A 21,632-nucleotide genomic window follows, 5' to 3' on the forward strand; every position below is an offset into this window, starting at 1 on the left:
CGACCCCTTACAGCTTCATCAGGCTGGCGTCGTCGACCGAGGCCGAGTGGCGGGTACGGAACAGCGACACGATGATCGCGAGGCCCACCACGACCTCCGCGGCGGCGACGACCATCGTGAAGAAGGCGATGATCTGGCCGTCGAGGTTGCCGTGCATCCGGGAGAAGACGACGAACGCGAGGTTGCAGGCGTTCAGCATCAGCTCGATGCACATGAAGACCACGATGGCGTTGCGCCGGATCAGTACGCCCGTCGCGCCGATCGTGAACAGCAGGGCGGCGAGGTAGAGGTAGTTGACCGGGTTCACTTGGACGCCTCCTCGGGCCGCTTGAACGTCGCCGGTTCGACCCGCCTGCGCTCCAGGCGCTCCTCGGCCCGCTGTTCCAGCGCCCGCAGGTCGTTCAGCGCCTCCGCGGACACGTCACGGACCTGGCCGCGCTCGCGCAGCGTCTTGCTGACGGTCAGCTCGGAGGGGGTGCCGTCGGGGAGCAGGCCCGCGACGTCCACGGCGTTGTGCCGGGCGTAGACACCGGGAGCGGGCAGCGGCGGAATGTGCGTGCCCTCGCGGATGCGCTGTTCGGACAGCTCGCGCTGGGTCCTGGCGGGTGCGGTGCGCTCGCGGTGGGTGAGCACCATGGCGCCGACGGCGGCCGTGATCAGCAGGGCGCCGGTGATCTCGAAGGCGAAGACGTACTTGGTGAAGATGAGGGTCGCGAGGCCCTCCACGTTGCCGTTCGCGTTCGCCCCGCCGGTGCCGGCGAACTCCGTCAGGGAGGCGTTCGCGATGCCGGCGAACAGCAGGACGCCGAAGCCGACCCCGCACACGAGGGCCAGCCAGCGCTGGCCCTTGATGGTCTCCTTCAGCGAGTCCGCGGCCGTGACGCCGACGAGCATCACCACGAACAGGAACAGCATCATGATCGCGCCGGTGTAGACGACGATCTGGACGATCCCGAGGAAGTAGGCGCCGTTGGCGAGGTAGAAGACCGCCAGGACGATCATCGTGCCGGCGAGACAGAGCGCGCTGTGCACGGCCTTCTTCATGAAGACGGTGCACAGGGCGCCGATCACCGCGACCGTGCCGAGGACCCAGAACTGGAAGGCCTCACCGGTGGAGGTCGCGTAGGCGACGAGGTGCTGCGCGTTCATCCGCCGATCACCTTCTCCGAGGCCGGCTCCTCCTCGCCGAAGGTGGACGTGGCCTCCTGCGGGACCTCGCCCCTGGAGACGGCGGTCTGCCGGACCGTGCCGGGCGCGGCCTGTGTCACCAGCCCGCGGTAGTAGTCCTGTTCGTCCGTGCCCGGGAAGATCGGGTGGGGCGTGTCGACCATGCCGTCCTCGAGACCGGCGAGCAGCTGCTCCTTGGTGTAGATGAGGTTGGCGCGGCTGGAGTCGGCCAGTTCGAACTCGTTGGTCATCGTCAGCGCGCGCGTGGGGCACGCTTCGATGCACAGGCCGCACAGGATGCAGCGGGCGTAGTTGATCTGGTAGACGCGGCCGTACCGCTCGCCCGGCGAGTAGCGCTCCTCGTCGGTGTTGTCGGCGCCCTCGACGTAGATGGCGTCGGCGGGGCAGGCCCAGGCGCACAGCTCGCAGCCGACGCACTTCTCCAGGCCGTCCGGATGGCGGTTGAGCTGGTGCCGTCCGTGGAACCGCGGAGCCGTGGTCTTCTTCTGCTCCGGGTACTGCTCGGTCAGCCGCTTCTTGAACATGGCCTTGAAGGTCACGCCGAAGCCGGCGACGGGGTTCTGGAAGCCGGGCTCGGTGTGCCCGGCCTCCTGAGGCTCCTCAGCCATCGGACGCCTCCTTTCCATCCGTAGATCCGTCACTGACAGTGTCCGGTCCACCACTGACAATCAGCTCACGCTCGCGGTGCGGGCGGCGCCTCGGCACCGGCGGCAGCTCCTGTCCGGGCAGCGGCGGTACGGGGAATCCGCCCGCCATCGGGTCGAAGGCCGCCGGCTGCTCGGCGGGTTCTCCGGCGCTCTTCGCCTTGTCGCGGAACATGTCGGCGATGAAGGAGATCAGGAGCAGGGCGAGGACACCGCCGCCCACGTAGAGGGCGATGTCGGCGAAGTCGTAGTTCTCGTTGTGCAGGGCCCGTACGGTCGCGACCAGCATCAGCCAGGTCACGGAGACCGGGATGAGGACCTTCCAGCCGAGCTTCATCAGCTGGTCGTAGCGGACGCGGGGCAGCGTGCCGCGCAGCCAGATGAAGAAGAACAGCAGCAGCTGCACCTTGATGACGAACCAGAGCAGCGGCCACCAGCCGTGGTTCGCGCCCGCCCAGAAGCCGCTGATCGGCCAGGGGGCGCGCCAGCCGCCGAGGAACAGGGTGGTCGACACGGCGGAGACGGTCACCATGTTGACGTACTCGGCGAGCATGAACATCGCGAACTTGATGGACGAGTACTCGGTGTTGAAGCCGCCGACCAGGTCGCCCTCGGACTCCGGCATGTCGAAGGGGGCGCGGTTGGTCTCGCCGACCATCGTGACGATGTAGAGGATGAAGGAGACCGGCAGCAGCGCGATGTACCAGCGGTCGTGCTGCTGCGCCACGATCGTGGACGTCGACATCGAGCCCGAGTACAGGAAGACGGAGGCGAACGCGGCGCCCATGGCGATCTCGTAGGAGATCATCTGGGCGCAGGAGCGCAGGCCGCCCAGCAGCGGGTAGGTGGAGCCGGAGCTCCAGCCCGCCAGGACGATGCCGTAGATGCCGACGGAGGCGATCGCGAGGATGTAGAGCATCGCGATCGGCAGGTCGGTCAGCTGCATCGCGGTGCGGTGGCCGAAGATCGAGATCTCGTTGCCGGCCGGCCCGAAGGGGATCACCGCGATCGCCATGAAGGCCGGGATGGCCGCGACGACCGGCGCGAGGACGTAGACGACCTTGTCCGCGCGCTTGACGACGAGGTCTTCCTTGAGCATCAGCTTCACGCCGTCGGCGAGCGACTGGAGCATGCCCCAGGGGCCGTGCCGGTTGGGGCCGATGCGCAGCTGCATCCAGGCGACGACCTTGCGTTCCCAGACGATGGAGAACAGTACGGTCACCATCAGGAACGCGAAGCAGAAGACCGCCTTGACGACGACCAGCCACCAGGGGTCGCGGCCGAACATCGAGAGGTCTTCAGCGGCGAGGTACCCGCTCATGCCTCCACCTCCTTGGGGGCCTCGCCGGCGCGTGCCGCCGGGCCGATGCGGACGAGGGAGCCGGGCCGGGCCCCGGTGCCGGAGGCCACGCCGGTGCCGGTGGAGTTCAGCGGGAGCCAGACCACCCGGTCGGGCATGTCGGTGACCTGGAGGGGCAGTTCCACGGAGCCGGCGGGGCCGGTGACGGCCAGGAGGCCGCCGTTGTCGACGCCGGCCTCGGCGGCCGTCGCGGCGGACACGCGCGCGCGTGCGGCGTGCCGGGTGCCGGCGAGCGCCTCGTCGCCCTCCTGGAGGACGCCCCGGTCGAGCAGCAGCCGGTGCCCGGCGAGCACGGCCTCGCCGGCGGCCGGGCGGGGCAGTACGCCCGCGGACTGCGTGGGTGCGGCGGCGCCGGGGCCGTTCCAGGGGCCGAGCCGGTCGATCTCCGCGCGCGTGGTGCGCAGGTCGGGCAGCCCCAGGTGGACGTCCATGGCGTCGGCGAGCATGTGCAGGACGCGCGTGTCGGCGGGTGCCGGCCGGCGGGTCATCTGGTCGGGCTTGAGTGCGGCCTCGAAGAAGCGCGCCCTGCCCTCCCAGTTGAGGAAGGTGCCCGCCTTCTCGGGGACCGCGGCGACCGGCAGGACGACGTCGGCGTGCTCGGTGACCTCGCTGGGCCGCAGTTCGAGCGACACCAGGAAGCCGACGTTCGCGAGGGCCTCACGCGCGCGTGCCGGGTCGGGAAGGTCGGTGACCTCCACACCGGCGACCAGGAGCGCGGACAGTTCACCGCCGGCGGCGGCCTCCACGATCTGGTGGGTGTCGCGGCCGTGGCGCAGCGGGAGTTCGGCGACGCCCCAGACGGTGGCGACCTCCTCCCGGGCGCGCGGGTCGGTCGCGGGGCGGCCTCCCGGCAGCAGCGACGGCAGCGCACCTGCCTCGATCGCGCCGCGCTCGCCGGCCCGGCGCGGGACCCACACCAGTTCGGCGCCGGTCGCGGTCGCGGCGCGCAGGGCGGCGGTGAGGCCGCCGGCGACGCCGGCCAGGCGCTCGCCCACGACGATGACCGCACCCTGTGTGCGCAGCGCCTCGGCGGCGTGGGAGCCGGGCTCCTCCAGGCCGACGCCGTCGGCGAGGGCGTCCAGCCACTCGGGCTCGGTGCCGGGCGCGGCCGGCAGCAGCATGCCGCCCGCCTTCTCCAGGCCCCGGGTGGCGTGTGTGGCCAGCGAGAACACCCGCTGCTTGCGCTTGCGCCAGGCCTTGCGCAGCCGCAGGAAGACGCCGGGCGCCTCCTCCTCCGACTCGAAACCGACGAGCAGGACGGCGGGCGCGTTCTCCAGGGAGGTGTACGTGACGCCCGTGCCGTCGAGGTCACGGCCGCGGCCGGCCACCCGGGCCGCCAGGAAGTCGGCCTCCTCGCCGCTGTGCACGCGCGCGCGGAAGTCGATGTCGTTCGTGTCGAGGGCGACGCGCGCGAACTTGCTGTACGCGTAGGCGTCCTCGACGGTGAGCCGGCCGCCGGTGAGGACGCCGGCCCGGGAGCGGGCGGCGCTCAGGCCCTGTGCGGCCGCTTCCAGCGCCTCGGGCCAGGAGGCGGGTTCCAGGACACCGTCGGCGTTGCGGACCAGCGGGGTTTCGAGCCGGTCGCGTGCTTGCGCGTACCGGAACGCGAAGCGTCCCTTGTCGCAGATCCACTCCTCGTTGACCTCGGGGTCGTCGGCGGCGAGCCGCCGCATGACCTTGCCGCGCCGGTGGTCGGTGCGGGTGGCGCAGCCGCCGGAGCAGTGCTCGCAGACCGAGGGTGAGGAGATCAGGTCGAAGGGGCGGGAGCGGAAACGGTAGGCCGCCGAGGTGAGGGCGCCGACCGGGCAGATCTGGATGGTGTTGCCGGAGAAGTACGACTCGAACGGGTCGCCCTCGCCGGTCCCGACCTGTTGCAGCGCGCCCCGCTCGACCAGCTCGATCATCGGGTCGCCCGCGACCTGGTTGGAGAAGCGGGTGCAGCGGGCGCACAGTACGCACCGCTCGCGGTCGAGCAGCACCTGGGTGGAGATCGCTACGGGCTTCTCGTAGGTGCGCTTCCTGCCCTCGAAGCGGGACTCGGCGTTGCCGTGCGACATGGCCTGGTTCTGGAGCGGGCACTCCCCGCCCTTGTCGCAGACCGGGCAGTCCAGCGGATGGTTGATGAGCAGCAACTCCATCACCCCGTGCTGGGCCTTCTCGGCGACCGGTGAGGTGAGGTGGGTCTTGACGACCATGCCGTCGGTGCACGTGATCGTGCAGGACGCCATGGGCTTGCGCTGGCCCTCGACCTCGACGATGCACTGGCGGCAGGCGCCGGCCGGGTCCAGCAGGGGGTGGTCGCAGAACCGCGGGATCTCGATGCCGAGCTGCTCGGCGGCCCGGATGACCAGGGTGCCCTTGGGCACGCTGATCTCGGCGCCGTCGATCGTCAGGGTGACGAGGTCCTCCGGTGGAACCGCCGGCCGGCCCCCTCCGGTGGGGGCGCTGGTGGTCACGGTCATGCGTTCACCTCCGGGCGGTCCGCCCAGGCCGTGGACTTGGCCGGGTCGAAGGGGCAGCCCCGGCCCGTGATGTGCTGCTGGTACTCCTCGCGGAAGTACTTGAGCGAGGAGAAGATCGGGGATGCGGCGCCGTCACCGAGGGCGCAGAAGGACTTGCCGTTGATGTTGTCGGCGATGTCGGCGAGCTTGTCGAGGTCGGACATGCTGCCCTTGCCGGCCTCGATGTCCCGCAGCAACTGCACCAGCCAGTACGTTCCCTCGCGGCAGGGTGTGCACTTGCCGCAGGACTCGTGGGCGTAGAACTCGGTCCAGCGGGTCACCGCCCGCACCACGCAGGTCGTCTCGTCGAAGCACTGCAGGGCCTTCGTGCCCAGCATGGAGCCCGCGGCGCCCACCCCTTCGTAGTCGAGGGGGACGTCGAGGTGCTCGTCGGTGAACATCGGTGTCGAGGAGCCGCCCGGCGTCCAGAACTTCAGGCGGTGTCCGGGCCGCATGCCGCCGCTCATGTCGAGGAGCTGGCGGAGCGTGATGCCGAGCGGGGCCTCGTACTGGCCGGGGCTCGCGACATGGCCGCTGAGCGAGTAGAGCGTGAAGCCCGGGGACTTCTCACTGCCCATCGACCTGAACCATTCCTTGCCGTGTCGCAGGATGGCGGGAACCGACGCGATCGACTCGACGTTGTTCACCACGGTCGGACAGGCGTAGAGGCCTTCGACCGCGGGGAAGGGGGGACGGAGCCGCGGTTGACCACGGCGGCCCTCGAGCGAGTCGAGCAGCGCGGTCTCCTCGCCGCAGATGTACGCGCCGGCGCCCGCGTGCACGGTGAGTTCGAGATCGAGTCCGCTGCCCAGGATGTTCTCGCCGAGGTAGCCGGCCTCGTGGGCCTCGCGCACGGCCTCGTGCAGCCGCCGCAGGACGGGGACGACCTCACCCCGCAGATAGATGAAGGCGTGCGACGACCTGATGGCGTAACACGCGATCACGATGCCCTCGATGAGGCTGTGCGGGTTCGCGAAGAGGAGCGGGATGTCCTTGCAGGTGCCCGGCTCCGACTCGTCGGCGTTGACGACCAGATAGTGCGGTTTTCCATCACCCTGGGGGATGAACTGCCATTTCATTCCGGTCGGGAATCCCGCGCCGCCGCGGCCACGCAGCCCGGAGTCCTTGACGTACGCGATCAGGTCGTCGGGGGACATGGCGAGCGCCTTGCGGAGCCCCTCGTACCCCTCGTGCCTCCGGTAGACGTCGAGGGTCCAGGACCGGTCCTCGTCCCAGAAGGCCGACAGTACGGGTGCGAGCAGTTTCTCCGGGCTGGTGTCCTTCACCTCGGGTACCACGGTCATCACTCCCCCTCCTCGGCGGTGGGCCCTGCCGGGTGGGCGGGGTCGGAGGCCGATGTGTCCTGCGGGGCGTCATGGGAACTGAGGTGCTCGGCCGGCGACGGCTCGTGCGCCGCCCGGTCGTGCGGTTCCCCGGACGCTCCCCTCTCGTGCGGGCCGCCGTCCCGCGGGTGCACCACGCGCGCGGGTGCGGTCTCCCCCTTTGCCAGGCGGAGGCCCACCAGCGACGCGGGTCCCGCGCTGCCGCCCTCCTCGACGGCCCCGGGCCGCTCGTCGGGGAAGCCGGCCAGGATCCGGGCGGTCTCCTTGAAGGTGCACAGCCGGGCGCCGCGCGTGGGCTGTACGGGGCGTCCCGCGCGCAGGTCGTCGACCATGCGCTTGGCGCTGGAGGGGGTCTGGTTGTCGAAGAACTCCCAGTTGACCATCACGACCGGTGCGAAGTCGCAGGCCGCGTTGCACTCGATGTGCTCCAGGGTGACCTTGCCGTCGTCGGTGGTCCCGCCGTTGCCGACGCCCAGGTGCTCCTGGAGGGTCTCGAAGATGGTGTCGCCGCCCATGACCGCGCAGAGCGTGTTGGTGCACACGCCGACCTGGTAGTCGCCGGAGGCCTTGCGCCGGTACATGGTGTAGAAGGTGGCGACCGCGGTGACCTCGGCGGTGGTCAGGCCGAGCATGTCCGCGCAGAAGTGCATGCCGGTGCGGGTGACGTGGCCCTCCTCCGACTGCACGAGGTGGAGCAGCGGCAGCAGGGCGGACCGGGAGTCGGGGTAGCGGGCGATCACCTCGCGCGCGTCCGCCTCGAGCCGGGTCCGGACGTCGTCCGGGTATGCGGGGGCGGGCAGTGCGGGCATGCCCAGGCTGACGCCCCGCTCCGAGGAAGAGGTGGTCACCGGTCGACGCCTCCCATCACGGGGTCGATGGATGCGACGGCGACGATGACGTCGGCGACCTGGCCGCCTTCGCACATCGCCGCCATCGCCTGGAGGTTGGTGAAGGACGGGTCGCGGAAGTGGACCCGGTAGGGGCGGGTGCCGCCGTCGGAGACGGCGTGCACGCCGAGTTCGCCCTTGGGTGACTCCACGGCCGTGTACGCCTGTCCGGGCGGGACGCGGAAGCCCTCGGTGACCAGTTTGAAGTGGTGGATCAGGGCCTCCATGGAGGTGCCCATGATCTTCTTGATGTGGTCGAGGGAGTTGCCGAGTCCGTCCGGTCCCAGGGCGAGCTGGGCGGGCCAGGCGATCTTCTTGTCGGCGACCATGACGGGGCCGGGCTGGAGCCGGTCCAGGCACTGCTCGATGATCCTGAGGGACTGGCGCATCTCCTCCAGGCGGATGAGGAAGCGGCCGTAGGCGTCGCAGCTGTCGGTGGTGGGGACGTCGAAGTCGTACGTCTCGTAGCCGCAGTACGGCTGTGCCTTGCGCAGGTCGTGGGGCAGGCCGGTGGAGCGCAGGATCGGGCCGGTGGCGCCGAGGGCCATGCAGCCGGCCAGGTCGAGGTAGCCGACGTCCTGCATGCGGGCCTTGAAGATGGGGTTCCCGGTGGCGAGCTTGTCGTACTCCGGGAGGTTCTTGTTCATCTTCTTCACGAACTCGCGGATCTGGTCCACCGCGCCGGGCGGGAGGTCCTGGGCGAGTCCGCCGGGCCGGATGTACGCGTGGTTCATGCGCAGGCCCGTGATCAGCTCGTAGAGGTCGAGAATCATTTCACGATCACGGAATCCGTAGATCATGATCGTGGTGGCGCCCAGTTCCATGCCGCCGGTGGCGATGCACACCAGGTGGGAGGAGAGCCGGTTCAGCTCCATCAGGAGCACCCGGATGATCGTGGCGCGTGCGGTGATCCTGTCCTCGATACCGAGGAGCTTCTCCACGGCGAGGCAGTAGGCGGTCTCGTTGAAGAAGGAGGTCAGGTAGTCCATGCGCGTGACGAAGGTGGTGCCCTGCGTCCACGTGCGGTACTCGAGGTTCTTCTCGATGCCGGTGTGCAGGTAGCCGATGCCGCAGCGGGCCTCGGTGACCGTCTCGCCGTCGATCTCCAGGATCAGGCGGAGCACTCCGTGGGTGGACGGGTGCTGGGGACCCATGTTGACGACGATGCGCTCGTCGTCGGCGCGGGCCGCGGACTGGACGACCTCGTCCCAGTCGCCACCGGTGACCGTGTACACGGTGCCCTCGGTGGTCTCGCGCGCCGAGGCGGCGGAGGCCGCGGATGCTGACTGCGTGCTCACGAGTACGACCTCCGCTGGTCCGGAGACGGGATCTGGGCGCCCTTGTACTCGACGGCGATGCCGCCGAGGGGGTAGTCCTTGCGCTGGGGGTGGCCCTGCCAGTCGTCCGGCATCATGATCCGGGTGAGGGCCGGGTGACCGTCGAAGACGATCCCGAAGAAGTCGTAGGTCTCGCGCTCGTGCCAGTCGTTCGTCGGGTAGACGGAGACCAGGGACGGGATGCGCGGGTCGCTGTCGGGGGCGCCGGCTTCGAGGCGGATCAGCCGGTTGTGGGTGATCGAGCGCAGGTGGTAGACGGCGTGCAGTTCGCGGCCCTTGTCCTGCGGGTAGTGGACGCCGCTGACGCCGGTGCACAGTTCGAAGCGCAGCGCCGGGTCGTCGCGCAGGGTGCGGGCGACGAGGAGCAGGTGCTCGCGTTCGATGTGGAAGGTCAGCTCGCCGCGGTCGACGACCGTCCTCTCGATGGCGTTCTCCGGGAGGAGTCCCTGTTCCTCCAGGGCGCCTTCCAGCTCGTCGGCGACTTCGTCGAACCAGCCGCCGTAGGGGCGGGTCGCCGGTCCCGGGAGGCGGACCGAGCGGACCAGGCCGCCGTAGCCGGAGGTGTCGCCGCCGTTGCCGGCGCCGAACATGCCGCGCTGGACGCGGATCTCCTCGCCGCCCTGGCCGCGCCGGCCGGGGAGGTTGGAGGCGGAGAGGTCGTTCTCGGGGTTGACCCCGTTCGCTCCGTCGGCGCCGCCGTTCGCTCCGGCGCCGTGGGTGCCGTTCGCGTCGCTCACCGCAGCAGCCCCTTCATCTCGATCGTGGGCAGGGCCTTGAGCGCCGCCTCCTCCGCCTCGCGGGCCGCTTCCTCGGCGTTCACGCCGAGCTTGGCGGACCGGATCTTCTGGTGGAGCTTGAGGATCGCGTCCATCAGCATCTCGGGGCGGGGCGGGCAGCCCGGCAGGTAGATGTCGACGGGGACGATGTGGTCGACGCCCTGGACGATCGCGTAGTTGTTGAACATGCCGCCCGAGGAGGCACAGACGCCCATGGAGATCACCCACTTGGGGTTGGGCATCTGGTCGTAGACCTGCCTCAGGACCGGCGCCATCTTCTGGCTGACCCGGCCGGCGACGATCATGAGGTCGGCCTGGCGCGGCGAGCCGCGGAAGACCTCCATGCCGAAGCGGGCCAGGTCGTAGCGGCCGGCGCCGGTGGTCATCATCTCGATGGCGCAGCAGGCGAGGCCGAAGGTGGCCGGGAAGACGGACGCCTTGCGCACCCAGCCCGCGGCCTGCTCGACGGTGGTGAGCAGGAATCCGCTCGGCAGCTTTTCTTCGAGTCCCATGTCTTTAAAGGCCCCTCAGTCCCATTCCAGGCCGCCGCGCCGCCATACGTACGCGTACGCGACGAAGACGGTGAGCACGAAGAGCAGCATCTCCACGAGCCCGAAGATCCCCAGGGCGTCGAAGGTGACGGCCCAGGGGTAGAGGAAGACGATCTCGATGTCGAAGACGATGAAGAGCATCGCCGTCAGGTAGTACTTGATGGGGAAGCGCCCGCCGCCGGCCGGCGTGGGGGTCGGCTCGATGCCGCACTCGTAGGCTTCGAGCTTGGCGCGGTTGTACCGCTTCGGACCGATCAGCGTGGCCATGACCACGGAGAAGATCGCAAAGCCTGCCCCGAGGGCTCCCAGTACGAGGATGGGCGCATACGCGTTCACCGCTCCTCGCTCCTCTCAGTCGGCGCTGACTGCTGGCGGTTGCACTGGGCTCACGTCCGCCTCGCGGGTGCCACGAGCCCCGCTCGTCCCGGGCGAAGATCGAGAACATGTGAAGCAGGTCACAAGCCCAACTGCCTCGCATCTTATGCCTGCCGCTCTGTGATCTGCGACACGGGGTATTCCACAAGCTTTGTGATCTCCACCACCTGACGAAGGATCATGAAGCCGGATGATGGGTGATCTTCGTACGCGAAGCGTTCAGTTGATCACCAGAAGTGACATTTCCGCTCGTCACCGCAGGCCGGAGGGGTCGTCTCAATATCAAGATGCTTCCGATGCATGCAAATTGGTGCTGGACGCGAGGGGCTGGTAGGGGATCGCGTTCACACATCAGAGGGAGGGGAGGGGCGGGGTGTGGACGCGGGGGCGGAGCGCGTGCGCGCGTTCACCAGTCGCGCACGGACGGGACGCCATGGATCCGGCGACCGTTCCGTGACCTCCGCCACACCCGTGAAGGGACCGTGAGAACCGGGCTTGGCCAACGACCCTCACCGATGGTAGGCGCGGGGCAATCCGGACGTAATGATCAAAGACCGTGATCAAGGGCTTGATCATGACAGTCCGCAATGTCCGTTAGGGCGTCAATAAAGAGCGACACGCCCGGCATTACGGGGTGCGATTGAGCAACTGTGGCGCACCACACGTTTCTTGAAGATATGAAGGAGCCCCTGGTACCGGTTGTTCCCATGTCCCACACCGCTCACATACGCAGCCACCGGAAGCCCCGCCGCAGCGCGTCGACCCTCGCGATGCGGGCCGGAGTCGCCGGTGGTGTCCTCGGCACCCTGGCGGTCGCCGGGGCGTCCGGCTCGGCGAACGCGGCCGAGCCGGTGACGCAGACGCTCGAACTGCCCACCCTGACGGCCGACCTGGCCGCTCAGGCCGCCCAGTCCGCGGACGCCACCCAGCAGGCCGCCGCGAACTACCAGTTGCAGGCCGAGCGTGACGCGGCTGCCGCAAAGGCCGCGAAGCAGGCCAAGGCGGACCTCGCCGATGCCAGGCAGAAGGCGACGGAGGCCAAGAAGAAGGCCGACGAGGCCGCCCGCAAGGAGGCCGCCGCACGCGCCACGCGCAACGCGGAGCGGACGACGCTGTCCACCACGGCGAGCGGCGACACCAGCACCACGTCCACCTCCACGTCCACGTCCACCAGCACCTCGACCTCCACCGGCACGTCCACGGCCACCGGTTCCGCCGCGGCCGTCGTCGACTTCGTCAGGGCGCAGGTCGGCAAGGCCTACGTCTCGGGTGCCACCGGCCCCTCCGCCTACGACTGCTCCGGCCTGGTCCAGACGGCCTTCCGGCAGGTCGGCGTCAGCCTGCCGCGCGTCTCCCAGGACCAGTCCACCGCCGGCACCCAGGTCTCGCTGAGCAGCCTCCAGCCGGGCGACATCCTGTACTGGGGCAGCGCGGGCAGCGCCTACCACGTCGGGGTGTACGTCGGCGGCGGCATGTTCGTCGGCGCGCAGAACCCCTCCACGGGCGTCGTGGAGCGCCCGCTGTCGTACGACCCGCCCACCGGCGCCGTGCGGGTGCTCTGAGCGCCTCCCGCACCTCTCACGCGCGTGAGGGCCGCGGCCCCTTCGGGGGGCTGCGGCCCTCACGCCGTCTCCGGGCGCCCGTCGAGCCGGGCTCAGGGCGGGCTCACGCCTTCGGGGCCACCCTGCTCAGGCCGTTGATGATGCGGTCCATCGCGTCGCCGCCCGTCGGGTCGGTGAGGTTCGCGAGGAGCTTCAGCGTGAACTTCATCAGCAGCGGGTGCGTGAGACCGCGCTGGGCGGCGATCTGCATGACCTTCGGGTTGCCGATGAGCTTCACGAAGGCCCGGCCGAGGGTGTAGTAGCCGCCGTAGGTGTCCTTGAGGACGCGCGGGTAGCGGCTCAGGGCGATCTCGCGCTGGGCGGGCGTGGCCCGCGCGTGGGCCTGGACGATGACGTCGGCGGCGATCTGGCCGGATTCCATGGCGTAGGCGATGCCCTCGCCGTTGAAGGGGTTCACCAGGCCGCCGGCGTCGCCCACGAGCAGCAGCCCGCGCGTGTAGTGCGGCTGGCGGTTGAAGGCCATGGGCAGGGCGGCGCCGCGGATCGGGCCGGTCATGTTCTCGGGGGTGTAGCCCCAGTCCTGCGGCATGGAGGCGCACCACGCCTTGAGGATCTCGCGCCAGTCCAGCTCCTTGAAGGAGGCGGAGGTGTTGAGGACGCCGAGGCCGACGTTGGAGGTGCCGTCGCCCATGCCGAAGATCCAGCCGTAGCCGGGCAGCAGGCGGTCCTGGGCGCCGCGCCGGTCCCAAAGTTCCAGCCAGGACTCCAGGTAGTCGTCGTCGTGGCGCGGCGAGGTGAAGTACGTGCGCACGGCGACGCCCATGGGGCGGTCCTCGCGGCGGTGCAGGCCCATCGCGAGGGACAGGCGGGTGGAGTTGCCGTCGGCGGCGACGACGAGCGGCGCGTGGAAGGTGACCTCGCGCTTCTCCTCGCCGAGCTTGGCGGTGACGCCGGTGATGCGGCCGGTGCGGTCGTCGGTGACCGGCCCGCTCACGTTGCAGCGCTCGTACAGGCGGGCGCCGGCCTTCTGCGCGTTGCGGGCGAGCTGCTCGTCGAAGTCGTCGCGCTTGCGGACGAGTCCGTAGTCCGGGAAGGAGGCGAGGTCCGGCCAGTCGAGCTGGAGGCGGGCGCCGCCGCCGATGATGCGCAGGCCCTTGTTGCGCATCCAGCCGGCCTCCTCGGAGATGTCGATCCCCATGGCGACGAGCTGCTTGACCGCGCGCGGGGTGAGACCGTCGCCGCACACCTTCTCGCGCGGGAACGCGGTCTTCTCCAGGAGCAGGACGTCGAGGCCGGCCTTGGCGAGGTGGTACGCGGTCGTGGAGCCGGCTGGCCCCGCGCCCACGACGATCACATCGGCGGTGTGGTCGGAGAGGGGCTCGGTCACGGCGGGATCTCCCCAAGGTTCGGAATATGCGTGCCGACCGGCACTGGACATGGGCAGTCTATTCAGCAGAATTGATCACCCGGCTGAAGGGCTGCCCTGTGAACCGACCTCTTCCCGCGGTACGGCTGCGCGTCCCCACGCACGAGGACGCGGTCGCCTGGCACCGGGTCTTCGACGACCCGGAGGTCATGGAGTTCTACGGCGGCAGGCCGGCGGCGCTGTCGGTCTACGAGGAACTCACCGCGCGCCAGCGGCGGCACGACGCGGAGCTGGGCTTCTGCCTGTGGACCCTGCTGGACGCGACCGGCGAGGTGATCGGGTTCACCGGCGCCCAGCCGTGGCGGCCGGACTGGGGTCCCGTGGGTGAGACGGAGATCGGCTGGCGGCTGGGCCGGGCGCACTGGGGCCGGGGGTATGCCACCGCGGCGGCGCGGGAGACGCTCAGGCGGGTCCGGGCGGCCGCGGTGCCGGGTGTGGTGGCGATGGTCCGGCCGGACAACGAGCGGTCGGTAGCGGTGACACGGCGGCTCGGCATGGAGCCGGCGGAGACCTACACGCATCCGGCGCGGGACGAGCCGGCGCTCTGCTTTCGACTCAGCCTGAGTGACGCACAGTAGTTGTCTGTCACGGAAAGACACCGAAGCCTTCCGGGTGGACCGGGCGGGAGTTACCCTTCCAGTACCGCTGGGGGTGACATCTGTGCGTATACCACCCGAAACATCCGACGTGCGCGTCCCGCGTCTGGTCGGTCAGATGGCCGTGGACGCGCGGGAGACGGCCCGGGCGCACGGCCTGTTCCTCAACGCGCCGGACCGCCCGGACTTCCACCGCACCGTCGTCGACTACGTCGTACGCCAGTATCCGCAGCCCGGTGCCGAGGTGCCGCCGGACTCGATGGTGCACGTGTGGTTCGACTTCGGTGAGGGCGAGGGCGGCGGAGGTGTGCGGGAACCGCGCGTTCCCCGGCCCCCGACGGGTGGACTGCCACGCGAACTCGGCGAGCCCGGCGACGCGCTGGAGATGATCGGGCGCTGAGCCGCGCGGGAGGGGCTCAGGCCTGCTTGAAGCCCCGGTGCAGCGCGACGACACCGCCGGTGAGGTTGCGCCACGCCACCTTCGACCAGCCGGCCCCGCGCAGCCGTCCGGCGAGGGCGGGCTGGTCGGGCCAGGCACGGATGGACTCGGCCAGGTAGACGTAGGCGTCCGGGTTGGAGGAGACCGCGCGCGCGGCCGGCGGCAGCGCCCGCATCAGGTACTCGGTGTAGACGGTCCGGAAGGGCGCCCAGGTCGGGTGCGAGAACTCGCAGATCACGACGCGTCCGCCGGGCCGGGTCACCCGGAACATCTCCCGCAGGGCGGCGTCCGTGTCCTGCACGTTGCGCAGGCCGAAGGAGATCGTCACGGCGTCGAAGGTGTCGTCCTTGAAGGGCAGTTCCGTCGCGTCGCCCGCCGTGAACGGCAGCCAGCTGTGCCTGCGCTTGCCGACCTGGAGCATGCCGGTCGAGAAGTCGCAGGGGACGACGTACGCGCCGGTCCGCGCGAAGGGCAGCGAGGAGGTGGCCGTGCCGGCCGCGAGGTCCAGGACCTTCTGCGCGGGACGCGCGTCGACCGCCTTCGCCACCTCCCTGCGCCAGCGCCGGTCCTGGCCGAGCGACAGCACGTCGTTCGTCAGGTCGTACCGTTCCGCCACGTCGTCGAACATCGAGGCGACTTCGTGCGGCTGCTTGTTCAGGGAGGCGCGGGTCACCCGGCCATTCTTGCAGCCCGGTCCCACGGCGGGAGCCCCGGCTTGCGGCGCGGGCCGGCGGCGGCAGCCGGAGTCCGGCGCGGGTCAGCGGCGGCGGTACAGCAACCGGCCCTCGATGACGGTCGCCACGCAGGTGGCGGCCCCGCGGCCGGCGAGCGCCGTCTCGTCCGGCACGTCGAAGACGGCGAAGGTCGCGGCCCGGCCCTCGTACGGCAGGAGCGGCGTCAGGACCGCCTCGGCCAGGGGCCGCCCGGCCAGCGGGTCCAGGGACGGCGGACCCGGCGGCTCCGCGGTCCGCTGCCGGCTCGTCATCCCGGCCCGGCGTACGGCGTCCGCCACGGCCGGGCGCCGCAGCGGCCCGGCCACGGCCACGGTCCCGTGGGCGAGCATCCGCTGCACCCCGCGCCGGGCGCTCGCGCCCCACCGCGCGTCGGTCATGCCGAGGGCGGTCAGGGCCGTTCCGCCGGTGAGCGGCTCGGTGCCGAGCGCGTCGGCCTCACGCGGGTCGGGGTGGTAGGCCCCCTCCAGCAGTTCGGGCCCGTAGGGGTTGAGCAGGCCGGGCGTGAGGAGCCCCGGCCAGCGGCGTACACGCGCCGCCGGGTGTGCGGCGGCCACCTCGTCGTACGGGCCGACGGCCGCGATCGTCCGGCCGTCGGCCAGGAGCGCGCCCCCGGGCACCGGGGCGTACCGCGGGTCGCCGGTGACGAGGAGGTCCGCGGTGTGAAGGGTCAGCACGGCAGGCTCAGTTGGACGCCAGCAGCTTCAGCTCGGGGTGGGCGGTGCCGCCCTCGATGGCCGTGGAGGAGATGTGGGAGGCCACGCGGTCGTCGGCGGGATCGTTCGCCGGGTCGTCGTGGACCACGAGGTGCTCGTAGGTGGTGGCGCGCTGGGCCGGCACCCGCCCGGCCTTCCGGATCAGGTCGATGATCTCCAGGCGGTTGGAGCGGTGCCTGGCGCCGGCCGAGGAGACCACGTTCTCCTCCAGCATGATCGAACCGAGGTCGTCCGCGCCGTAGTGCAGGGACAGCTGGCCGACCTCCTTGCCGGTGGTGAGCCAGGAACCCTGGATGTGGCGGACGTTGTCCAGGAAGAGGCGGGCGATCGCGATCATCCGCAGGTACTCGAAGAGGGTCGCCTGGGTGCGGCCCTTCAGGTGGTTGTTCTCCGGCTGGTAGGTGTACGGGATGAACGCGCGGAAGCCGCCCGTGCGGTCCTGCACGTCACGGATCATCCGCAGGTGCTCGATGCGCTCGGCGTTGGTCTCGCCGGTGCCCATGAGCATCGTCGACGTCGACTCCACGCCCAGCCGGTGCGCGGTCTCCATGATCTCCAGCCAGCGTTCGCCGCTCTCCTTGAGCGGGGCGATGGCCTTGCGCGGCCGTGCGGGCAGGAGTTCCGCGCCGGCGCCCGCGAAGGAGTCGAGGCCGGCCTCGTGGATCCGGGTGATGGCCTCCTCGACGGACACACCGGAGATCCGGGCCATGTGCTCGACCTCGGACGCGCCCAGCGAGTGGATCACCAGCTGGGGGAAGGCGTCCTTGATGGCCTTGAAGTGCTTCTCGTAGTACTCGACGCCGTAGTCCGGGTGGTGGCCGCCCTGGAACATGATCTGGGTGCCCCCGAGTTCGACGGTCTCCGCGCAGCGGCGCAGGATGTCGTCGAGGTCTCGCGTCCAGCCCTTGGCGGTGTCCTTGGGGGCCGCGTAGAAGGCGCAGAACTTGCACGCCGTGACGCACACGTTCGTGTAGTTGATGTTCCGCTCGATGATGTACGTGGCGATGTGCTCGATGCCGGCGTACATGCGGCGGCGCACGGCGTCGGCGGCGGCGCCGAGGGCGTGCAGGGGCGCGTCGCGGTACAGCTCGAGCGCCTCTTCGGGGGTGATCCGCCCACCGGCGGCGGCACGGTCGAGGACGGACTGGAGGTCGGCCTTCTCGGTCACCGGCGTCCCTTTCGCAAGGTTTTCGTCAGGGTTGTGGACGGAACCGAACCAGCCTACGCCAGCGGGTTTCCCGGGCTGACCTCAGGCCGCGTACGCGCCGATCAGCACTCCGGTGAGGACGCCGGCCAGGAGGAACGGGCCGAACGGTACGGCGGCCTTGCGGCTCGCGCGCCGGGCCAGGACGAGCGCGCCGCCGTAGAGGGCGCCGAGGAGGAAGCCGGCGAAGGTGCCGAGCAGCACGGTGGGCCAGCCGTACCAGCCGAGTACGGCGCCCGCCCCCACGGCCAGTTTCACGTCGCCGAAGCCCATGCCGGCGGGGTTGACGAGGTACAGCACGCAGTAGCCGGCGCCGAGGGCGAGGGCGCCGTAGAGGGCGGTGGGCCAGTCGCCGGCGTGTTCGGGAAGCAGGGCGGCGACGCCGAGCAGGGCGAGGGCGGTGACGGCGAGCGGCAGGGTCAGCGGGTCGGGCAGCCGCCGCACCCGCAGGTCGACGGCGGCCAGCAGCACGCCGACGGGCGCGAGCAGCAGCCAGACCGCCAGTTCGGGCCGGGTGCCGGTGGCGGCGGTGAGGGCGGCGCAGACGAGGGCGGTGGCGGTGGCCATGAGGGGTGCGGAGGGAGCGCCGGCGTACGGCCCACCGCTCGCGCCGCACTCGGCGCACCGCGCGGGGCCCAGCCAGCCGCGGACGGGGTGGCCGGTGGGGCAGTGGGTACGCCATGCGTCGCCGGGCGGGACGGCGAAGCGGTAGCCGGCGCGGGGCAGCAGCGTGCCCGCCAGCGCGCCCCACACCCCGGCGACCAGCACCAGCGCCCCCGTGGTCAGCTCCACGTCACCCACCCCCGTCGCCCTGCCTGCTCCCGGTCCCTACCCGGTTCGGACCGGCCGCACCGCTCGCGCGGCCGGGGACCCGGCAGCCCCTACGGCTGGAGCAGCTCGACCTTCACGTCGGCGGGGAAGCCCGTCGTGGGGCCGACCCGGCGGGCGAACTCGGCGACGGCCGCCAGCTGCGGGGCGCCGAAACTGAAGTCCAGGGTGGTGAAGTACTGGGCCAGGGTCGCCTCGTCGAAGGCCTCCCAGCGGGCGGCCTGTTCGGCGACCTTGCCGACCTCCTCCAGGGAGAGGTTGCGGGAGTCGAGGAAGGCCTCGTGGACCCGGTGGGTGATGAACGGCTCGCGCTCCAGGTAGTCGCGGCGGGCCGCCCACACCGCGAAGACGAACGGCAGGCCGGTCCACTCCTTCCACAGCGCGCCCAGGTCGTGCACCTCCAGGCCGTAACGGGGGCCGTCGAGGAGGTTGGCGCGCAGGGCGGCGTCGCCGATGAGGACGGCGGCCTCGGCCTCCTGCATCATCAGGCTGAGGTCGGGCGGGCAGGTGTAGTACTCGGGCTCGACGCCGTACCGCTCCGCGAGCAGCAGCTGCGCGAGCCGGACGGAGGTGCGTGAGGTCGAGCCGAGGGCGACGCGGGCGCCGTCCAGCCGGTCCAGCGGGACCTGGGAGACGATCACGCAGGACATCACCGGGCCGTCGCAGCCGACGGCGATGTCGGGGAAGGCGACCAGTTGGTCGGCGTGCTTGAGGAACTCGACCAGGGTGACGGGGCCGATGTCGAGGTCGCCGCGCACGAGCCGTTCGCTGAGCTTCTCCGGCGTGTCCTTCGTCAGGTCGAAGTCGAGGAGCGTGCCGGTTCTCGCGAGCCCCCAGTAGAGGGGCAGGCAGTTCAGGAACTGGATGTGGCCGACGCGCGGCCGGGTGCGAGAATTGTCCACATCGCGACACTAGACCCCGTGCGTCACGGTGCCGGGACCGGCCCCACCGCCGAACGGCGTACCGCACGTTCAAACGTCCGGGTGACGTGATCTATACCTCTATTGCTTTCGGTAGCCCGCGTGCTAGGCTCGCCGCAAGTTGCAGTTTGGTTTCCCTTGCAGTACAGAGCCTGCGGAGCATGTGACCGCGGGCTCTCGTCGTATTCAGACGAATGCAGTTGTGCAGCACCGTTTCGCACGTGCAGGTTCTGGAGCAGGGCAACCCTTTTGAGCCCAGGGAGGGCTTATGGCTACCGGAACCGTGAAGTGGTTCAACGCCGAAAAGGGCTTTGGCTTCATCGCCCAGGAGGGCGGCGGCCCCGACGTCTTCGTCCACTACTCCGCGATCAACGCGCAGGGTTTCCGTTCGCTCGAGGAGAACCAGCCGGTCTCCTTCGACGTGACGCAGGGCCCGAAGGGTCCGCAGGCGGAGAACGTCACCCCCGTCTGATCACTCCCTGATCGCAGAACCTGAGTGCAGTACCCAAGGAGCCCCGCGCCGTTCGGCAACGGGGCTCCTGCCTTTTTCCGTTCGTTCGCCGTTCACCCCCGCCGCCGCACCCGGAATACGCGGTGCGGAATCCGGGGCTTTCCGGTGCGGTGTGCCTAGGGTGTCCGCCAGACCGTCAGGTCGCCCTCGACGAAGGCGGCCTCCGGTATCGCGGTCGACTTCGTCTGGACGACGAACAGGGCGATGTCCCCGGAGGGGCCCTTGACGCAGATCTCGCTGCCGGCCGTCGCCCCGGCCAGCGGGAGGCGGTGACTCCGCGCGTTCTTCAGGATGAGACGGCACTCGCCGAGGGTGGTGCCGTGCGCACCGAACATCTGGACGAGCACGCTGGTGTCGCTCTCCAGTTCGCAGCCGCTCGTCCCGCAGTCGAAGCGGAGGTCCCCCTTGCGGTCGTCCAGGTCGGCGTCCGGGTCGTCGAGGCTCAGCGAGTTCTTCCGGGTCAGGTCCCGCAGGGGGTAGGAGAAAGCCGGCGGTGCCGTGGCCGTGGCGGCCGACGGGTGCCTTGACGGTGACTTCGGTGACGCCGACGGAGACGGCATGGTCGACTCCTCCGAGTCCGACGTCGACCAGGCCTGCGACCCCGACCCCGACCCGGCGGCCGTCCCGGGGCCGAACCGGTCGGCCACCGCGTCCCTGACCGCCCACACCAGGCCCGTCAGCGTCAGCGCCCCCGCCACCACGGCGGCCGCCGTGATCAGTGCGGTGCGCCGCCCGCGTGTCTTGTGCTCCCCGGGCGCCGGCTGTGGTCCCCCGCCGAGCGACAGCGTGCGCACCGCGGTCGGCTCCGGCACCGGCACCGGAGCCGGGACGACGACCTCCGGTCCGGTGACGTCCCGCCACACGGCCGGGCCGCCACCCGCGTCGGCGTCCGCGCCGAGCCGCCGCCGGCACCACTCCAGTACCTCCGCCGCCGTGGCGCGCTGAGCCGGATCGGCGGCCAGGCACCGGGCGAGCAGCGGACGCAGCGGCTCCGGCAGCAGGGACAGGTCGGGCCGGGAGTGCACGATCCGGTACAGGATGTTGACCGCCGCGCCGTCGCCGTACAGCGGCCTGCCCAGCGCCGCGAACGCCGCGGTCTGCCCGAGCGCGAAGACATCGGTCGCCGCCGTGGCCTCGCCCCCGGACGCCTGCTCCGGGGCCATGAACGACGGCGTGCCGATCGTGCCTCCCGTCGCCGTGTACGCCGTTCCGTCCGCGGCCAGCGCGATGCCGAAGTCGATCACCCGCGGCCCGTCGGCGGCCAGCAGCACGTTCGACGGCTTCAGGTCCCGGTGCACGATGCCCGCGTCATGGATCGCCTGGAGCGCCTCCGCCACCCCCGCCATCAGCCACAGCACCGCCGGTACGGGCAACGGCCCGCGCCTGGCCACGGCCTCCGTCAGGGACGGTCCCGGCACGTACAGCGTGGCCAGCCAGGGGGGTGTGCCGTCCGCGTCCGCGTCGATCAGTTCGGCCGTGTACGCGCCCCGCACCCGCCGGGCCGCCCTGATCTCCCTGCCGAACCGCCGCCGGAAGTCCGGGTCGTCGGCCAGCTCCGGCCGTACGACCTTGATCGCCACGGGACGGCCGCCCTGGGTGTGCGACAGGTAGACCCGGCCCATGCCGCCCGCGCCGAGGCGCGCGGCGAGCCGGTACCCCGCCACCACCGGCGGGTCGTCCGCCCGGAGTGGCTGGAAACCCTCCGTCGCTTGGCTCATCGCCCCACTCCCCCCCGAC

Annotated in this window: 22 protein-coding genes; 4 read left to right on the forward strand and 18 right to left on the reverse strand. The window is 70.9% G+C overall.

All coding sequences use genetic code 11. The features are described 5' to 3' along the window. Positions 1-7: 7 nt before the first annotated feature. From nuoK to ACF1BE_RS21435, 11 genes are read right to left on the reverse strand one after another with little or no spacing between them, the layout of a single operon-like run. The gene (gene nuoK, locus ACF1BE_RS21385) at positions 8-307 is read right to left on the reverse strand and encodes an NADH-quinone oxidoreductase subunit NuoK (RefSeq protein ID WP_073901863.1); all 300 of its coding nucleotides are present in this window, start codon (positions 305-307) and stop codon (positions 8-10) included. Then, positions 304-1,149, reverse strand: coding sequence for an NADH-quinone oxidoreductase subunit J (locus tag ACF1BE_RS21390; RefSeq protein ID WP_392200589.1), 846 nt, complete (start codon positions 1,147-1,149; stop codon positions 304-306). Before ACF1BE_RS21390 ends, nuoK begins: the two co-directional genes overlap by 4 nt. Next, a complete protein-coding gene (gene nuoI, locus ACF1BE_RS21395) occupies positions 1,146-1,796 on the reverse strand; it encodes an NADH-quinone oxidoreductase subunit NuoI (protein WP_392200590.1) in 651 nt (216 codons plus the stop codon). Before nuoI ends, ACF1BE_RS21390 begins: the two co-directional genes overlap by 4 nt. After that, positions 1,789-3,153, reverse strand: coding sequence for an NADH-quinone oxidoreductase subunit NuoH (nuoH, locus tag ACF1BE_RS21400; RefSeq protein WP_392200591.1), 1,365 nt, complete (start codon positions 3,151-3,153; stop codon positions 1,789-1,791). The genes nuoI and nuoH overlap by 8 nt, the downstream gene beginning before the upstream one ends. Next, positions 3,150-5,654, reverse strand: a complete 2,505-nt coding sequence (locus tag ACF1BE_RS21405) for an NADH-quinone oxidoreductase subunit G (protein WP_392200592.1) — start codon at positions 5,652-5,654, stop codon at positions 3,150-3,152. Before ACF1BE_RS21405 ends, nuoH begins: the two co-directional genes overlap by 4 nt. Beyond that, on the reverse strand, positions 5,651-6,997 hold the full coding sequence (gene nuoF, locus ACF1BE_RS21410) for an NADH-quinone oxidoreductase subunit NuoF (protein WP_392200593.1): 1,347 nt from the start codon (positions 6,995-6,997) through the stop codon (positions 5,651-5,653). Before nuoF ends, ACF1BE_RS21405 begins: the two co-directional genes overlap by 4 nt. Then, positions 6,997-7,884, reverse strand: coding sequence for an NADH-quinone oxidoreductase subunit NuoE (gene nuoE, locus ACF1BE_RS21415; RefSeq protein WP_392200594.1), 888 nt, complete (start codon positions 7,882-7,884; stop codon positions 6,997-6,999). Before nuoE ends, nuoF begins: the two co-directional genes overlap by 1 nt. Then, positions 7,881-9,221: an NADH-quinone oxidoreductase subunit D gene (locus ACF1BE_RS21420; RefSeq protein WP_392200595.1), complete on the reverse strand. Its 1,341-nt coding sequence runs from the start codon at positions 9,219-9,221 to the stop codon at positions 7,881-7,883. Before ACF1BE_RS21420 ends, nuoE begins: the two co-directional genes overlap by 4 nt. Continuing rightward, the gene (locus ACF1BE_RS21425; protein WP_392200596.1) at positions 9,218-9,997 is read right to left on the reverse strand and encodes an NADH-quinone oxidoreductase subunit C; all 780 of its coding nucleotides are present in this window, start codon (positions 9,995-9,997) and stop codon (positions 9,218-9,220) included. Before ACF1BE_RS21425 ends, ACF1BE_RS21420 begins: the two co-directional genes overlap by 4 nt. Beyond that, positions 9,994-10,548, reverse strand: coding sequence for an NADH-quinone oxidoreductase subunit B family protein (locus tag ACF1BE_RS21430; protein ID WP_318201968.1), 555 nt, complete (start codon positions 10,546-10,548; stop codon positions 9,994-9,996). The genes ACF1BE_RS21425 and ACF1BE_RS21430 overlap by 4 nt, the downstream gene beginning before the upstream one ends. A 15-nt stretch (positions 10,549-10,563) precedes the next feature. Continuing rightward, positions 10,564-10,923 carry an NADH-quinone oxidoreductase subunit A gene (locus tag ACF1BE_RS21435; RefSeq protein ID WP_003992243.1) on the reverse strand — a complete coding sequence of 120 codons (360 nt, stop codon included), beginning with the start codon at positions 10,921-10,923 and terminating at the stop codon, positions 10,564-10,566. A 746-nt stretch (positions 10,924-11,669) separates the two neighbouring features. Between ACF1BE_RS21435 and ACF1BE_RS21440 the strand changes: the two genes are divergently transcribed. After that, entirely contained in the window at positions 11,670-12,524 is an 855-nt protein-coding gene (locus ACF1BE_RS21440; protein ID WP_392200597.1) for a C40 family peptidase, read from the forward strand. 103 nt (positions 12,525-12,627) lie between these two features. Here ACF1BE_RS21440 and ACF1BE_RS21445 read toward each other — a convergent pair whose 3' ends face one another. Continuing rightward, the gene (locus ACF1BE_RS21445; RefSeq protein ID WP_392200598.1) at positions 12,628-13,962 is read right to left on the reverse strand and encodes a geranylgeranyl reductase family protein; all 1,335 of its coding nucleotides are present in this window, start codon (positions 13,960-13,962) and stop codon (positions 12,628-12,630) included. A gap of 47 nt (positions 13,963-14,009) precedes the next feature. On the opposite strand from ACF1BE_RS21445, the gene ACF1BE_RS21450 reads away from it, so the two are divergent. Together ACF1BE_RS21450 and ACF1BE_RS21455 are read left to right on the forward strand one after the other, a co-directional pair. Beyond that, positions 14,010-14,528, forward strand: coding sequence for a GNAT family N-acetyltransferase (locus ACF1BE_RS21450; protein ID WP_392200599.1), 519 nt, complete (start codon positions 14,010-14,012; stop codon positions 14,526-14,528). Between the two features lie 109 nt (positions 14,529-14,637). After that, entirely contained in the window at positions 14,638-14,946 is a 309-nt protein-coding gene (locus ACF1BE_RS21455; protein WP_392200600.1) for a PASTA domain-containing protein, read from the forward strand. Between the two features lie 16 nt (positions 14,947-14,962). On the opposite strand, the gene ACF1BE_RS21460 is transcribed toward ACF1BE_RS21455, so the two are convergent. The 5 genes from ACF1BE_RS21460 to ACF1BE_RS21480 all read right to left on the reverse strand — a co-directional run bounded on the left by ACF1BE_RS21460 (position 14,963) and on the right by ACF1BE_RS21480 (position 19,366). After that, the gene (locus ACF1BE_RS21460; RefSeq protein ID WP_392200601.1) at positions 14,963-15,658 is read right to left on the reverse strand and encodes a demethylmenaquinone methyltransferase; all 696 of its coding nucleotides are present in this window, start codon (positions 15,656-15,658) and stop codon (positions 14,963-14,965) included. Between the two features lie 84 nt (positions 15,659-15,742). Further along, positions 15,743-16,393 carry a hypothetical protein gene (locus ACF1BE_RS21465; RefSeq protein WP_392200602.1) on the reverse strand — a complete coding sequence of 217 codons (651 nt, stop codon included), beginning with the start codon at positions 16,391-16,393 and terminating at the stop codon, positions 15,743-15,745. A 7-nt stretch (positions 16,394-16,400) separates the two neighbouring features. Beyond that, entirely contained in the window at positions 16,401-17,600 is a 1,200-nt protein-coding gene (mqnC, locus tag ACF1BE_RS21470) for a cyclic dehypoxanthinyl futalosine synthase (RefSeq protein WP_392200603.1), read from the reverse strand. Positions 17,601-17,681: 81 nt separating this feature from the next. Next, positions 17,682-18,422 carry a prepilin peptidase gene (locus ACF1BE_RS21475; protein WP_392200677.1) on the reverse strand — a complete coding sequence of 247 codons (741 nt, stop codon included), beginning with the start codon at positions 18,420-18,422 and terminating at the stop codon, positions 17,682-17,684. 95 nt (positions 18,423-18,517) lie between these two features. Next, complete coding sequence (locus ACF1BE_RS21480; protein WP_392200604.1) at positions 18,518-19,366, reverse strand: menaquinone biosynthetic enzyme MqnA/MqnD family protein; 849 nt, start codon at positions 19,364-19,366, stop codon at positions 18,518-18,520. A 286-nt stretch (positions 19,367-19,652) separates the two neighbouring features. On the opposite strand from ACF1BE_RS21480, the gene ACF1BE_RS21485 reads away from it, so the two are divergent. Continuing rightward, positions 19,653-19,856: a cold-shock protein gene (locus tag ACF1BE_RS21485; RefSeq protein ID WP_392200605.1), complete on the forward strand. Its 204-nt coding sequence runs from the start codon at positions 19,653-19,655 to the stop codon at positions 19,854-19,856. Between the two features lie 155 nt (positions 19,857-20,011). On the opposite strand, the gene ACF1BE_RS21490 is transcribed toward ACF1BE_RS21485, so the two are convergent. Further along, positions 20,012-21,613, reverse strand: coding sequence for a serine/threonine-protein kinase (locus tag ACF1BE_RS21490; RefSeq protein WP_392200606.1), 1,602 nt, complete (start codon positions 21,611-21,613; stop codon positions 20,012-20,014). Between the last annotated feature and the right edge of the window lie 19 nt (positions 21,614-21,632).

The organism is Streptomyces sp. NPDC014991 (assembly GCF_043080665.1).
GTDB lineage: Bacteria > Actinomycetota > Actinomycetes > Streptomycetales > Streptomycetaceae > Streptomyces.